Source organism: Robertmurraya mangrovi (genome assembly GCF_034427655.1).
Lineage (GTDB): Bacteria > Bacillota > Bacilli > Bacillales > Cytobacillaceae > Robertmurraya_A > Robertmurraya_A mangrovi.
This window is the reverse complement of record NZ_JAXOFX010000004.1, coordinates 77879-93019: the sequence shown is the minus strand read 5'-3', so window position 1 is coordinate 93019 and position 15141 is coordinate 77879. Positions and strand designations below refer to the sequence as shown.

12 protein-coding genes are annotated in these 15141 nt (G+C 36.7%); 3 read left to right on the top strand and 9 right to left on the bottom strand.

From position 1 onward, the window contains the following. Positions 1-73 precede the first annotated feature (73 nt). Both SM124_RS08155 and SM124_RS08150 read left to right on the top strand, forming a co-directional pair. Positions 74-1864: an ABC transporter ATP-binding protein gene (locus SM124_RS08155; protein WP_322446022.1), complete on the top strand. Its 1791-nt coding sequence runs from the start codon at positions 74-76 to the stop codon at positions 1862-1864. A 215-nt stretch (positions 1865-2079) separates the two neighbouring features. Then, the gene (locus SM124_RS08150) at positions 2080-3435 is read left to right on the top strand and encodes a YjiH family protein (protein ID WP_322446021.1); all 1356 of its coding nucleotides are present in this window, start codon (positions 2080-2082) and stop codon (positions 3433-3435) included. Between the two features lie 115 nt (positions 3436-3550). On the opposite strand, the gene SM124_RS08145 is transcribed toward SM124_RS08150, so the two are convergent. From SM124_RS08145 to SM124_RS08125, 5 genes are all read right to left on the bottom strand, one after another. Beyond that, positions 3551-4057 (bottom strand): hypothetical protein, encoded by a 507-nt coding sequence (locus SM124_RS08145; RefSeq protein WP_407691391.1) that lies wholly within the window; start codon positions 4055-4057, stop codon positions 3551-3553. Positions 4058-4234: 177 nt separating this feature from the next. Beyond that, a complete protein-coding gene (locus SM124_RS08140; RefSeq protein WP_322446020.1) occupies positions 4235-5329 on the bottom strand; it encodes a PRK06851 family protein in 1095 nt (364 codons plus the stop codon). Positions 5330-5498: 169 nt separating this feature from the next. Beyond that, positions 5499-5975 (bottom strand): Cys-tRNA(Pro) deacylase, encoded by a 477-nt coding sequence (gene ybaK, locus SM124_RS08135; protein WP_322446019.1) that lies wholly within the window; start codon positions 5973-5975, stop codon positions 5499-5501. 293 nt (positions 5976-6268) lie between these two features. Continuing rightward, entirely contained in the window at positions 6269-7156 is an 888-nt protein-coding gene (gene galU / locus SM124_RS08130; RefSeq protein WP_322446018.1) for a UTP--glucose-1-phosphate uridylyltransferase GalU, read from the bottom strand. 139 nt (positions 7157-7295) lie between these two features. Continuing rightward, entirely contained in the window at positions 7296-8960 is a 1665-nt protein-coding gene (locus tag SM124_RS08125; protein ID WP_322446017.1) for a glycoside hydrolase family 13 protein, read from the bottom strand. Positions 8961-9203: 243 nt separating this feature from the next. Here SM124_RS08125 and SM124_RS08120 point away from each other — a divergent pair, with 243 nt between their 5' ends. Then, positions 9204-9929 (top strand): class I SAM-dependent methyltransferase, encoded by a 726-nt coding sequence (locus SM124_RS08120; protein ID WP_322446016.1) that lies wholly within the window; start codon positions 9204-9206, stop codon positions 9927-9929. A 56-nt stretch (positions 9930-9985) separates the two neighbouring features. Here the strand turns inward: SM124_RS08120 and SM124_RS08115 are convergent, their stop codons facing one another. The 4 genes from SM124_RS08115 to SM124_RS08100 all read right to left on the bottom strand — a co-directional run bounded on the left by SM124_RS08115 (position 9986) and on the right by SM124_RS08100 (position 15126). Then, complete coding sequence (locus tag SM124_RS08115; RefSeq protein WP_322446015.1) at positions 9986-10879, bottom strand: NAD(P)/FAD-dependent oxidoreductase; 894 nt, start codon at positions 10877-10879, stop codon at positions 9986-9988. Positions 10880-10985: 106 nt separating this feature from the next. Beyond that, a complete protein-coding gene (locus SM124_RS08110; protein WP_322446014.1) occupies positions 10986-12806 on the bottom strand; it encodes an ABC transporter ATP-binding protein in 1821 nt (606 codons plus the stop codon). Beyond that, positions 12799-14532: an ABC transporter ATP-binding protein gene (locus tag SM124_RS08105; protein WP_322446013.1), complete on the bottom strand. Its 1734-nt coding sequence runs from the start codon at positions 14530-14532 to the stop codon at positions 12799-12801. The genes SM124_RS08110 and SM124_RS08105 overlap by 8 nt, the downstream gene beginning before the upstream one ends. A gap of 267 nt (positions 14533-14799) precedes the next feature. Continuing rightward, positions 14800-15126 carry a MerR family transcriptional regulator gene (locus SM124_RS08100; protein WP_322446012.1) on the bottom strand — a complete coding sequence of 109 codons (327 nt, stop codon included), beginning with the start codon at positions 15124-15126 and terminating at the stop codon, positions 14800-14802. Between the last annotated feature and the right edge of the window lie 15 nt (positions 15127-15141).

Here is a 15141-nt window from a genome sequence, read left to right as displayed (position 1 = left end):
AACATGATTATAGGAGAGTATTTATGTCAATAAAATATTCAATAAAGTTTATTTAAAAGGGGGTACTTTTGCGATGAAAAAACAAAAACAAATGACGAATTCTTCCTCCCATTTCAAGGATTTTTGGAATCTTTTAAAGGATGCAAATCCACCGAAATGGATTCTAATCTTTGCGATTTCTCTAAGCGTAATTGAAACAGCCGCGGGGTTAATCCTTCCTTTATTTACAAAGTCACTTGTTGATCAGCTAGCCGTTGCTGCTTTAGAAACTTCTGTTATCTTACTACTAGCTTTAGCCTTTATCATTCAAACCATTTCTGGAGGATTCTCTTTTTACTTTATGACCTATATAGGAGAGTCCATTGTTGCTAGCTTAAGGAAGAAATTGTGGAAGCATATTCTCTACCTACCTATCCCTTATTTTGATGCCAGCGAATCAGGTGAAACGATGAGCCGAGTTACACAAGATACGAATACGGTGAAAGCATTAATCACTCAACATTTAATTTCATTTGTAACAGGAATTATATCGATTATTGGTGCTGTTGCCATTCTTTTGTTCATCGACTGGAAAATGACGATCATTATGATTACGGCAGTCCCTCTATCTCTAATCATCTTGATGCCTCTTGGTCGTAAAATGTATAAAATCTCAAAAGCAACTCAAGATGAGATGGCTAAGTTTTCAGGTAATTTAGGTAGAGTTCTTTCTGATATTCGTCTTGTTAAAGCCTATCATGCTGAAAATGCTGAACAATCTAAAGGAGAAAAGGGAATTTCACACCTTTTCCAATTTGGTTTAAAAGAAGCACGAATACAAGCGATTATTTCACCTTTTATGACTTTCATTATGATGCTTGTCTTAATCATTTTAATTGGTTACGGAGGGGTGAGGGTGGCCTCTGGTACATTAACTGCTGGTTCATTAGTGGCCATCATTATTTATATGTTTCAAATTGTCGTTCCTTTTAGCCAAATGGCATCATTCTTTACCTCCTTTCAAAAAGCAATGGGAGCTACTGAGAGAATTCAAATGATTTTATCTAATGAGAAAGAACATGCACACACTGGTATTCAAGTTGCGAATCCATCAAAAGATATCCGTTTTAAGAATCTATCTTTCTCATATAAAAACAATGAGCCTATTATTAAGAATGTAAACCTTCATATACCAACGGGGAAAACAACCGCTTTTGTTGGTCCAAGTGGAAGTGGAAAAACAACTTTATTTGCTCTCCTTGAACGCTTTTACCATCCTACAAATGGGGAAATCACGCTTGGAGATACGAATGTCGCTGAGTTAAATTTACATTCATGGCGAAGTCAAATTGGCTATGTCTCTCAAGAAAGTCCTATTATGTCCGGTACGATTCGCGACAATATTAAGTATGGTATAGACCTGGGGGTTTCTGAACAAGAAGTGATTACGGCTGCTGAATTAGCTAATGCTGCTGAATTTATTGAAAGATTACCTCAAGGGTTCGATACGGAAGTAGGTGAAAGGGGTATTAAGCTTTCAGGTGGTCAAAGACAAAGGATTGCCATTGCTCGTGCTCTAATACGTAACCCGAAAATACTTTTATTAGATGAAGCAACCTCAAATCTGGATAGTGCTTCAGAACTTCTTGTTCAAAAGGCACTTCAAAATCTTATGAAAGGGCGAACGACCTTAGTGATTGCCCACCGTTTGTCAACAGTAGTGGAAGCGGATCAAATCGTTGTTTTAGAACAGGGAGAAGTTACTGGAACTGGTTCTCATCAAGACCTCTTACAAACACATGGTTTATATAGGGAGTTAGCAGAACAGCAACTCCAAAGTGAAAAAACGAACCAAGTTTTATTAGGGAATAGTAAACAAGGGTAACTTATATCTTAAGTAGGAACTAGGAGCTTTTTTAGAAAAGCTCTTTTTTATTTTTCACCATAACTAAGATGGAAAGAGGAATATAGTTGGCAATAGAACAAGTATCGCTTAAAATAACATTTAGCTATTAAAGTATTTTGACCATACATAGAACAGTCAAAATACTCGTAGCCTAAATAACAACTAGATAAGAATTTAAGGGGTGATACTTGTCAATGGAACGTACGAAAGAAAAAATAAATAGCGCAAGTCTATTAAAGTTTCTTTTACCTTCTTTATTAGGGATTAGCTTTTTTATGGTACCGATCTCTTATGAAGGAGAAATAACCATTCCAATTGCTATTTTGTCAGGTTGGTTACAAAATCTATTAACCGAATTCCTTCCTGAGATTATGACGGTTATTATTGTCTTAACATTACTTGGAACCATTATTACTAAGTTCCTTAAGCCAGCATTTATCGTAAAAGGTTCATTTTTCTACCATTTATTTAATGTGACAACTGTTTGGTTTGTTGCTAGACTTTTAGGTGCCATCTTTGCTATTTTGACCTTGCTTCAAATCGGTCCAGAGTGGATTTGGTCAGAAAATACAGGCGGACTTTTACTAAACGATTTACTGCCGATTCTATTTTCAGTATTTTTGTTTGCAGGACTTTTCTTACCATTATTGCTTAACTTTGGTTTACTTGAACTGTTCGGTGCATTACTAACAAAAATTATGCGTCCTGTTTTTAAACTTCCTGGTCGCTCCTCTATTGACTGTGTGGCTTCATGGCTTGGAGATGGAACGATTGGAGTTCTATTAACGAGTAAACAGTATGAGGAAGGATATTATACAAAACGTGAAGCGGCTATCATTGGTACAACTTTCTCTGTTGTTTCCATAACATTCAGTTTAGTTGTTATTTCACAAGTAAACTTAGGACATTTATTTGTGCCATTTTATATTACGATTACAGCAGCTGGAGTATTTGCGGCGATTATCAGCCCAAGAATTCCTCCTTTGTCTAGAATGCCTGATACTTACTATATGGATAAGCCGGCAGCAGCTACAGAAGACATTCCAAAGGGATATACACCTTTTAGCTGGGGTTTAAAACTAGCTGTGACTAAAGCTAGCCAAAACCAAAGCCTAAAGGCATTCTTCCAGCAAGGCGGAAAAAATATTTTGGACATGTGGATGGGTGTTGCTCCTATCGTTATGGCACTAGGAACTCTAGCATTAATTGTTGCTGAATACACACCAGTATTTAAATATTTAGGAATGCCTTTTATTCCTATTCTTGAATTAATGCAGGTACCTGAGGCAAGAGCAGCTTCTGAAACACTGGTTGTTGGTTTTGCAGATATGTTCTTACCATCTGTTATTGGTGCTAGCATTGAAAGTGAAATGACTCGCTTTATTATTGCTTGTACTTCTGTTACTCAGTTGATTTATATGTCTGAGGTTGGTGGGCTTTTATTAGGCTCAAAAATTCCTGTTACGTTTAAACATCTTGTTATTATTTTCATACAGCGTACCATTTTAACTCTACCAATCATTGTATTAGCGGCACATATTATCTTTTAAAATTACAACTTTTTTTATTAATACCAGAGAAAGCGATTACATCCTAATCCTCTCTGGTATTTTTAATTAAAAAAATTAAAAAGAGCATCGAAGCCGATACTCTTTGTTTTACGTTCTAAACACATTGGAAAGAACGAATTCTTCTTAAATCTGTTCCATAATAGACCCATCTGAAGTTTCTCCAACGGTAGCCAGCAACCGAGTCTCTTCCTACAAAGGTTGGATAGAACCAGAAACTCCTTCCGTTGTTTAACCACACAAATGTAAAACGGAATAAACATCTTCTAATAGCCCCTGGGTCTACAGCAAATGTTGACACATCTGATTGTTGTAGTTGAGGGGTAAAAGAAGGTGGTGGTGAGGTTGGTGGCCCAGCCTGTGGGTTCCCTGAACCTGTTTGACCCCCTCCTGGGAAGCCTGGAGTGCCCCCTGGTTGACCTCCCCCTGGGAAGCCTGGAAAGCCTCCTGGTTGACCTCCCCCTGGGAAGCCTGGAAAGCCTCCTGGTTGACCTCCTCCCGGGAAGCCTGGAAAACCTCCTGGTTGACCTCCTCCTGGGAAGCCTGGGAAGCCTCCTGGTTGACCTCCTCCCGGGAAGCCTGGAAAACCTCCTGGCTGACCCAATCCCGGAAATCCTGTTTGCCTAACATCTATAAAACTAGGTGTATCTAATAATGGATCATTATTAAGTAAGCCATTATAATAGCCAAAATCATTATAACTCAAGATCCTATACCCCTTTCTCAAAGTGTATTCCTTGTAATCTATGCAATTCGCCTAATTTGGTGAAATTTATTTTAGTCAATTTTCAGCGATTTTTTTTATTTCTAACTGAATCTGTTCTCTAAATTTATTTACAACTGTAAAATCCATAGCTTCAATATAGAGGCCCTCTAATGTTTCATGAAGATTTTTAGCTTGTGCTAAGCAGCCAATTGCTTCCTGCATTTTGTCTTTATATTTCTTTGCATACGATTGAATCTCTTCTGCATACTTTTCGTCCGTTCCTTCATGAATAATGGTTCCATACATATCGATAATTTCATCACCTTCGCGGGTCGGGAAGTATTCGTGCGGTGCTGTACTGTCAAATATAGCCCATCCTAATTCCCTTACAATCACCATATCTAAGCTGTGGGGATCAAATCCACAATGATAAATTTCAACATCGAAGCCTCTATCTTCAGCTTCTGCTGCAATTTTCTTTAACATCGTGGATTTTCCTGATCCGGGTCTCCCTTTAATAAAGTAGCGCTTTTCAATTTCTTCCGTTAAATTAGGAACAAAGTCTACAGCACCCTTTGGAGTAGCCGCACCTAAGAAGCGATGTTTAACCTCAGAAGATTTGTTAAGTGATAACTCCCCATAAAATTGGTCTATTAGCTTTTCCGTTAGTTCGTTAGCCTTTTCAAAATCCATATTTTCAATAAAAATCTTTTCCCAGTCATCATGGATTTTTAATGCCTCTCCGAACTTACTATAAGCATTTTGAAAGGCTTCACTTCTTTGATGATTCAATTTTGTGATTTTCTCTTTCTCATTTCTGAGCTTAGCCGAATTCCATGCTTCCCCGAGATTGATGTATTCTTCAATAACCCCTGGAGCTTTAGGTTCAATTACATGAGGAAATGTACCATCCACTATCCCTACTTTTAACTCAGTGATTTTTACTCCATCAATGGAGTTATTATCTGAGGAACAATGTAAATATTCTATGTTATAACCTTTTTCAAGCCAGTAAGAGCCAATCGCCTTCATCATAGAAGATTTCCCCGTACCTGGCCCTCCTTTTAATATGAAAAGTCGGTCAAGATCTTTTAAGTTGGATTCATATAAGCTGTAAAAGCCTCGAGCTGTATTTCCACCTGCATAGTAATTAGTCAATTTTCCAGACATACTCACACGTCCTTTTCTTTAAGCTGTTACCCGAAAATGATTGTTATTATCTACCTACGGGATAGCGGTTTTCATGAATACGATATGCAGAAAAGGAGCTATAGGTGAATGCCTAAAAGCAGTAACCGTTTATACGAAACAAAAAAGACCCCTAAAAGGAGTCCTTAGTTTATTTCAGTAATTCAGCTATTTTAGCTTGAGTAACCTGTTTAAGGTCTTCCACTGTTAATTCCATTTGTACACCAATTTTTCCACCGCTAACAATGATTTTATCTATTGTATGTGCACTTTCATCTATAAAGGTTGAATATAACTTCTTCATTCCAACCGGTGAACATCCACCTCGAATATAGCCTGTCCACTTTTGAATATCTTTTACTGGAATCATATCAATCTTTTTCTCTCCTGCTGCTTTCGCTCCCTTTTTCAAATCGAGCTCTGCTTCAACAGGGACAATAAAGACAAATAGGTTTTTGCTATTCCCTTGAGCAACTAGTGTTTTATAAACTACACTTACAGGTTTTCCGATTTTCTCAGCAACTGATACACCATCTATCTTTCCATCTTGGCTGTCATATGTAATCAATTCGTATGGTATCTTTTTTGAATCTAGTATCCTCATTGCATTTGTTTTTGCCTGCTTCACAACCATCTAACTCCTTTGACAACTGTACTAATAGTTTTAATGCACAGAGTTTCTTAATATGGCTTGATCATTTACTTCTATTACCAATTTTAACAGTTGGAAGTCAGGATTGGAATGCTCCTCTAGTTGCTCTAAAGCTTTTATTTGCACTTGGTATGTGCCGCTACAGCTATCATTTGCAATCTTGAGGACTGTAAACTTTACTACCTCCGAAGTGAAAGATAAGTGCTCACTTCGGAGATTTTTTGGTGTAAAAACTACTCTAACCAGGATTTTAAATTTAACTGTTAAATTTAAAGCTGTGCCCCTTCCTCTGTTTCTATGAGATTTTTTATATATTGCATTAAATCTTCTCTTAAATCTTCTCTTTTTAAACTAAGTTCAATCGTTGCTTTAATAAAACCAAGCTTATCTCCTACATCATAACGATTCCCTTCAAAAATATAAGAATAGACGGATTGTTTACCTATTAATCTTTGAATGGCATCTGTTAATTGAATTTCATTTCCTGTTCCTGCAGGGGTATTTTCTAGAATGCTAAAAATAGCTGGATCTAAAATATACCGACCCATTACAGCGAAATTAGATGGTGCATCTTTTAAGGATGGTTTTTCAACAATACTCTTTAATGTAAAAAATTGATCAGTAATAGTCAATTCTGGCTCAATAATTCCATACTTACTAACCTGGTCATCACTAACTGATTGCACTCCAACAATGGAGCCTCCACACTCGTTATAAACAGTAATAAGTTGTTTCATGCATGGTGTTTCAGCTTGAACAATATCGTCGCCGAGCATAACAGCAAACGGTTCGTCTCCTATAAAACTTCTAGCACAGTATATAGCATCGCCAAGTCCTTTAGGTTCTTTCTGCCTGATATAGTGAATGTTTGCAAGTTTTGAAATGGGTTCAATTTTTCTAAGTAAATCCATCTTCCCTTTTTTCGCAAGAGTCTCCTCTAGCTCATATGATTTATCAAAATGATCCTCAATGGCCCTTTTTCCACGACCGCTTATAATGATAATATCTTCAATTCCTGATTGCACTGCTTCTTCAACAATATACTGTATTGTTGGTTTATCTACGATAGGTAACATTTCCTTTGGTTGTGCCTTTGTTGCAGGTAGAAACCTCGTTCCTAAACCTGCTGCAGGAATGATTGCCTTACGTATTGTCATACTAACACCCCCATAATTTTGAATCTCTCTTTGTTTCTGTTACTAAATTATGTGATGTTTTTCATTTACATGAATTGGATTTTTTTCGCGATATAAAAATTAGACCATACAATGGGATGTATGGTCTAATTTCTATGTTCTATCGTTCTATTTTATATACACGAGCCTCATATGGCTTTAATACCATTGATTTTGTGTTTTCGTGTGCTTCAACGGAATAGTTATTTAGTAAGAGCCCCTTATAAGCTAATTCTAACTCATTTGTTTCAAATGTAGCACTTTCTTTGTTTAAGTTTGTAATCACTACAACTTTGTCTTCCCCAAGTGTACGTGTATATGCATAAATTTGTGGATGGTCTTCTAATAGAAGATCATATTGCCCGTAAGTAAAGATTTCATTTTGTTTCTTTAACTGAATCATTTTTTTATAGAAAGAAAGGATTGAATCTTCTTCCTTCAGTTGCTTTTCGACATTTATATTTGTATAGTTTGGATTTACCTTCATCCAAGGTGCACCTGAACTAAAGCCTGCATTTAATTCATTGGACCATTGCATTGGTGTACGGCTGTTGTCACGAGAAGTAGACCAAATAATCTCCATAATTTCTTCGTGAGAAATTCCTTCTTCTCTTTTCAGACGATACATATTTTTAACCGCTACATCATCATAATCATCAATGCTTTCGAACTGTACATTTGTCATTCCAATTTCTTGTCCTTGATAAATGAATGGTGTCCCCTGCATTAAGAAATACATAGCTGCCATTGAAGTAGCACTTTCTTTCCAGTATTGATCATCATTCCCCCAAGTTGAAACCACACGAGGCTTGTCATGATTTTCAATAAATAGTGCATTCCATCCGTCTTTTTCTAACCCTTTTTGCCAGCGAGTTAACACTTTTTTAAGGCCAATGATATCTAACTCTTTATTATCGGTGCCCCATAAATCCAAATGCTCGAATTGGAATACCATGTCCATTTTTCCTTCTTCTTCTCCAACCCATAGGTGAGCTTCATCTACACTTACACCGTTTGCTTCTCCAACTGTCATAGCATCATATTTTGAGTAGGTTTCGTCTTTAAATTCTTTTAAGAATTTATGAATCCCCTCTTGATTCATATGCATGTCGAACGAAGACACGTATGTTTTCCCTTCAGGATTTGGCATATCAGGAAAACCAGGTCTCTTTTTAATGTGGCTAATCGCGTCAATACGGAATCCATCAATTCCTTTATCTAGCCACCAGTTCACCATATCGTATAATGCACGGCGAACCTCTGGGTTTTCCCAATTTAGGTCTGGTTGTCTAGTAGAGAACACGTGTAAGAAGTATTGATCTGTCTTTTCGTCATACTCCCAAGCAGAACCTCCGAAAATACTTTCCCAGTTGTTCGGCTCTTTCCCTTCTTTACCGTCTCTCCAAATATACCAATCACGTTTTGGGTTATCTTTAGAAGAGCGTGACTCAATGAACCATTGGTGTTCATCACTTGTATGATTTGGAACTAAATCAATAATTAACTTCATTCCACGTTTGTGAACTTCTGATAAAAGCTCATCAAAATCAGCCATGTTTCCGAAGTCTTCCATAATGTCTTGATAATCAGAGATATCATATCCATTATCATCATTTGGAGATTTGTACATAGGACAAATCCAAATAACATCAATACCCAAGTCCTTTAGATAATCTAAACGTTGTATAATTCCTTGTAAATCCCCAATTCCATCTCCATTTGAATCTTGGAAGCTACGTGGATAGATTTGATACGCTATGGCTTCTTTCCACCATGTTTTTTTCATCTATATACACCCTCAGTTTTTCTAATTTTTGTTGTTTGCGCAAACGATTGCATGAAATACGCATAAGAAAGCCCTAATTCAATTAATAAAAATAGTTTAACGCTTACATTTATTTTTAGCAATACATAATTTTAGGCAGATTACAAGGTCGCCATCATTATATTTGTGTCTAATATTCATTGTTTACCATAAGATGTATTACGTTTTAACGTCTAGAAGTATAAAGCTATAGTAAGGAGAGAAATGATGAAACCTACCTATCAAGAGGCTTTAGCTCATTATGGAATAAGTAGTGCACATCCTGGAGGCTTTGCTTTAACAAAGGCTCTGTTAAATAGTGAAAAAATTAAAAGTAACATGAAAATATTGGATGTTGGTTGCGGCACGGGGCAAACATCTGCCTATCTTGCTAAGCATTATCAATGCTCTGTAACTGCCCTAGATTATAATCCGATGATGGTAAGCAAAGCCAAACATCGATTTATGACTGAAAGACTAAACATTCCTGTTATTCATGGGAGTATTGAAGAACTACCCTTTCCAAATCAAACATTTGATATGATCATAGTTGAATCCGTTATTATTTTTACTAATAAGAAGAAGTCTTATGACGAGTTGTACCGGGTATTAAAGCCAGGAGGAGTCTTAATTAATTCTGAGATGACAGCAGAGCAGATGCTAGATATAAAGGATAAAAAAGTGATTCAAAATTTATATAATATTGAAGATGTGCTAACGGAGAGGGAATGGATAAAATACATTAAAAACAGTGGATTTGCAAAGATAAAAAAAGTTAAGTCTAGCACAATTTTAGAGGAAATGCTAAATAGTCATCACCAGAATCAACCAGAGTTAATGAGCCCATATTCACCCCACCCTATTTATCAACAAATCATTATGGACCACCAGAGAGTCATGAGTACGTATGCAGATCGATTAGGTTATCGAGTGTTTCGAGCGATAAAATAAAAACAGGTTAATGATGAAGAAGTGAAAAAGGACAGTGATTTCTCTGTCCTTTCGTTTTAACTTTTCAGTGATTTATGGATAAAGATCGCTGCTTGCATCCCATCTCCTAATGCTATCGTTACTTGTTCGGAATGGGCAACTACATCTCCAGCAGCCCATACATTTTTGATATTGGTCATTTTTGATCGTGGATCTACCAAGATGTGCTTATTTTCTAGGAGCTCCACTCCAAGTTGCTTCGCTAAAGAAGACTTTACCTCGTTGTTACCGAATGCAATAAATCCGTGATTAACATGTATTTTAGTGCCATCTTTCAGAGTGATTTCCTGCAGCTTCCCGTCCACTTCTTTTACTTCTTGAATGGGCTGTTCATAATAAAAAATTTGCTTTTGTTTTAACTCGTCTAGTTTTTCTTGGCTAACTGGTGCTTGTTCATGATTAATATAATGAATGTCTTTTGTCCAAGAGGTAAGGGTTGTTGCCATATTCGCACCAACTTCCCCAGAACCTAGCACAATTGTTTTTTGATTTTTCACTTCAAAACCATCGCAATCTGGACATACATAAATACTAATTCCCAAACAAGGATATAACTCCGGTATTTCAGGAATTCGATCCATTACACCAGTAGCAATCAATAGCCGTTTTCCGGAGTAACTTTCACCACTATGTACTTTGACCTCAAATTTTTCATCCTTTTGAGTAACCTCCTCAGCTTTCTCCAGCAGAAATTGGATTCCTAATCCCTCAGCCTGTTTTTTACCAATATCACGAAGATACTCTCCGCTTACTCCATCCGGATATCCTAAAATATTATGATAGTTTCTACAAAGAGTCGAACGCCCATCTCCCGAATCAATGACAAGTACTTTATATTCATATCTCCCTAATTGAATGGCTGCCTGAAGTCCTGCAATCCCTCCGCCCACGATAATACAATCATAAGTCAAGATGATAAGCTCCCTCCATACTAGTAATGTAATTAATAATTTTCCCTTTAATAGATGAATCCATGTAAAAAAGGACAGTCTCTTTAGACTGCCCTTTTTAAAATTTTTAGGCAAGGGTAGATTTACCTTGCTGGGAGTGTACTAAACCAGCATAGAATCCATTTGCCTTTAATAGTGAGTCGTGCGTTCCCTTCTCAATTAACTTCCCATTTTTCAAGACGATAATTAAATCTGCATTTTGAATGGTATTTAAACGGTGCGCAATAACGAAGGAGGTTCTCCCTTTCATTAGTCGCTGAAGGGCTTCATTAATCTTCATTTCTGTAATCGTATCAATACTACTCGTAGCTTCATCTAAGATCAGCAAGGATGGGTTCGCTAGCATCGCTCGTGCAATAGAAAGTAGCTGTCTTTGTCCATGGCTAATTCCCTGTCCCTCTGAATCTAAAATGGTATCGTAACCATTTGGTAACTTCATGATAAAGTCATGTGCATTTGCTCCTTTGGCTGCAAAAATGACCTCATCATCCGTTGCCGACAGTCTTCCGTAACGGATATTTTCTCTTACGGTTGTTTTAAAGAGAACTGAATCTTGTAAAACAAAAGCCATCTGTTTACGTAAACTATCCCTCGTAATATTTTTTATATCCATTCCGTCTATATAGATATGACCTTGTCCCTGTTCAACCTCGTAAAAACGGGAAAGTAAAGAGATAATGGTTGTTTTACCGGCTCCTGTTGGTCCAACGAGCGCAACGGTTTGACCTGGAGTAGCATGGAAGCTAACCTCTTCTAATGTTGCTACACTCTGATCATAAGAAAAGGATACCGAATCAAACCTTACATCACCCTCTAGTGAAGTTATATCCTTGGCTTGACTTTCATCATTTTTCTCTTCTTTTTCATCCATAATTTGAAAAACTCGTTCGGCTCCAGCTACTGCAGAAAGAATCATATTGAATTGGTTTGCTAGATCATTCAAAGGACGTGTAAATTGTCTAGAGTAAGTTGTAAAAATAACGATAACACCGATTGAAATATGACCTTTTAAAGCTAGTATCCCACCAACTCCTACTATAACGGCAAAGCTTACGTTATTTAACATATTCATCAACTTTGGTATAAAGCCTGAATACGTTTGCGCCCAGTAGCTGGATTTTTTTAAAGCACTATTTTTTCTTTCGAATTCTTCTATTACCCGTTGTTCTTGGGAGTACATCTTAACTATTTTTTGCCCTGATAAGGTCTCCTCTATATATCCATTTATATCGCCAAGTGTCTTCTGCTGCTCTTTAAAATATTGACCTGTTCGGTTCGTAATCCACTTTAAACCTGCAAACATAGCAGGAACAATAGTAAGAGTTAGAATGGTTAGTAAAGGGCTTAACCAAAACATGACAATGATCGTTCCTAAAACGGTCAAGGAACTGGTCACTACTTGAATGACAGATGAATTTAATGTTCGACTGACGTTTTCCATGTCATTTGTCAGTCGGCTCATTAACTCCCCATGTTGCCTTTTTTGGAAGAAGGAGACAGGAAGCTTTTGTAGATGTGAAAACAGTTGATTCCTCATGGATAAAACAACATTTTGTGCGATTCCAATCATCCAATAGTTTTGTAAAAATACTGCTACTGATTGAAGTACATAGATTAAAACCAACCATAATAACATCGTAAGGAGTCGATTAGTATCCCAGCCTTCAATTAAACGATCGACCGTTACTCCCATTAAATAAGGACCTAACAAGGAAAGTGCAGAGCTAATCACAATCATTAGAAGAACAAATGACAGTAGCCCTTTTTCCTTAGCTAAGTAAAGCCATATTTTATAAAGAGTTCCTTTAATGTCTTTCGCTTTTATTTTCTTATTACCCGTTTGCTTAGAGGAGGCATTTTTCTTATCATCGTTTGTTGTTTTAACCAATTTGTCCCGCCTCCTCTTTTACTTGAGAATAATAGATATCTTGATAATAAGGGCTAGTCTTCATAAGCGTTTCATGGTTTCCGTTACCAACTAGTTTGCCTTCGTGAATCAGTAAAATATGATCCGCTTCTTTTACGGAACTTATTTTTTGGGCAATAATGAGAGTCGTACACTTTTGACTTTTTAATGTCTTTAAAATACTTGCTTCCGTATGGGCATCCAGTGCACTTGTACTGTCATCTAATAGTAAAATACTAGGTTTCCTAACCAGTGCCCTTGCAATGGACAGACGCTGTTTTTGTCCTCCAGACAAGTTAACTCCCCTTTGTCCTACACGTGTTTCGTATTGATCTGGTAAGGAGAGAATAAAGTCATGAATTTGAGCCTCTTTGGCTGCTTGAACGATGTCATCTAAGCTAGCATGATCTTTCCCCCAGCCAATATTCTCTTGTATCGTACCCGAGAATAAATGAGCTTCTTGTGGAACTAAGCCAATCTGTTTTCTTAACTCTTTCACATCTATCTTTTCAATATTCATACCATCTATTAATATTTCTCCTGAAGTCACATGGTACAGTTGAGGAATTAATTGAAAAATAGATGATTTCCCTGATCCCGTTTCTCCCAGGATTCCTACTGTTTCTCCAGCCTTTATCGTAAAGGATAGATTATGGAGAACAGGTAAATCTGAAGATGGGTATTGAAAGGAAACATGATCAAATTCAATACTTCCCTGAATGTTTACATTTTGAAAGGTTTCTATTTTTGTCTCTTGCTGTTCATCTATATTTTCTTCCAGAACTTCAACTATTCGAGTAGAAGAGGCTTGAGCCCTCGAGTAGTTCATCATAAGAAATGAGAAAACAGTAAAAGCAAACATAATCTTCGTTGCATAGTTCAATATAGCAACAATTTCCCCCGCTTGCGCTCCTCCTAAGTTTAACTCAACAGAACCGTACCAAAGGATAAACACCATGCTCAAATTCATTCCGAACAGTAGGATAGGCATCGTAAGCTCCATCATTCTTAGAGCCTTTTTATTATCAGCCATGAGGGTTTTATTAAAATTAAAAAATCTTTTTTCTTCGTGACTTCCTCTTGTATATGCCTTAATTAGACGCATCCCAATTAAGTTTTCTCTTATTACTCCATTTACCGTATCTAACTTTTTTTGTACTCGTTGAAATAAAAGAATTCCTTTTTTTAGAATCCATAGAATAATGATTAATAAGATTGGTACCACTACTAGTAAAATGAGTGCTAATTTTACATTTACAAAGAAAGCCATAATCATACTTCCAAAAATAAATAAAGGTGCTCTAAGGGCAATTCGAAGGCTCATAAATAAAAAGTTTTGAATTTGTGTCACATCATTGGTCAATCTAGTAATTAATGATGATGTAGGGAAAGATTGAAAGTTCTTAAAGGTAAACTGTTGTATCTTTCTGAATAAATCCCTTCTCATGTCATGAGCTACACCCTGGCTCACATCTGAGGCATAGAAGGTGTTTACAATTCCAGCGATAAAGGCAATTAGGGATAAGCCGAGCAGCAAACCGCCCCATAAGTAGACGGTACCGAGGTCTCCTTTTATAATTCCTTCATCGATGATTATGGCCATGATCATCGGCTGGAAGAGCTCTACTATTAGTTCGAGGCCAGTTAAAGTTAAAGCGAGCCACATGGCCTTCTTGTATGTATTTACATAGCTAAATAATTTCCTCATTTTATTCCCCCGTTTTAAACTGTGCTGAATACCGTACGCTTAAAGATTCCTTGATGCATGACGGGTATTACTGTTTGTTATTTATAGAAAATCATATTGGTCAATATCAGAACATTTAGGGACCCGTAATATATATTATATTAGTATTTTAATTTAAAATGAACCCTTTTTACGAAATATTCAATCAACTTTTTGGAGAAATTAGTTTATCATTGAGGCTACTATTATGATTCCCCAAAAAAAGAGCCTCATGGGACTCTCTATATTTTATCGATCCTTTTGTATTCCAAATCGTGAATTGATTTGTCCCTTTAGCATGTTTTTTCGCACCTTTTGATCTAACTCCTTATTCTTTTTAATCATTTCTTGCCTAATATCGTAAGTTCTTACCCCTTCCTCTCTCTTATTGGCAATTTCTATTAATCTTTCAATATCATTAAATGAATATTTGCGATTTCCTTTATCCGCCCTCTCAGGGAAAATGAGCTTTCTTTCTTCATAATATCTAATTTGTCTCTCTGTTAATCCTGTTAGCTCACTAACTACCCCAATCGTTATGACCTTTTTATCCTTATATGAAGCTTCTTCACTCATGCATTCTCCTCCACT

Coding starts and splice junctions, on each gene's coding strand:
- SM124_RS08155 (WP_322446022.1), top strand. CDS start 74: ATGAAAAAACAAAAACAAATGACGAATTCTTCCTCCCATTTCAAGGAT.
- SM124_RS08150 (WP_322446021.1), top strand. CDS start 2,080: ATGGAACGTACGAAAGAAAAAATAAATAGCGCAAGTCTATTAAAGTTT.
- SM124_RS08140 (WP_322446020.1), bottom strand. CDS start 5,329: ATGTCTGGAAAATTGACTAATTACTATGCAGGTGGAAATACAGCTCGA.
- galU (WP_322446018.1), bottom strand. CDS start 7,156: ATGACAATACGTAAGGCAATCATTCCTGCAGCAGGTTTAGGAACGAGG.
- SM124_RS08125 (WP_322446017.1), bottom strand. CDS start 8,960: ATGAAAAAAACATGGTGGAAAGAAGCCATAGCGTATCAAATCTATCCA.
- SM124_RS08120 (WP_322446016.1), top strand. CDS start 9,204: ATGATGAAACCTACCTATCAAGAGGCTTTAGCTCATTATGGAATAAGT.
- SM124_RS08105 (WP_322446013.1), bottom strand. CDS start 14,532: ATGAGGAAATTATTTAGCTATGTAAATACATACAAGAAGGCCATGTGG.
- SM124_RS08100 (WP_322446012.1), bottom strand. CDS start 15,126: ATGAGTGAAGAAGCTTCATATAAGGATAAAAAGGTCATAACGATTGGG.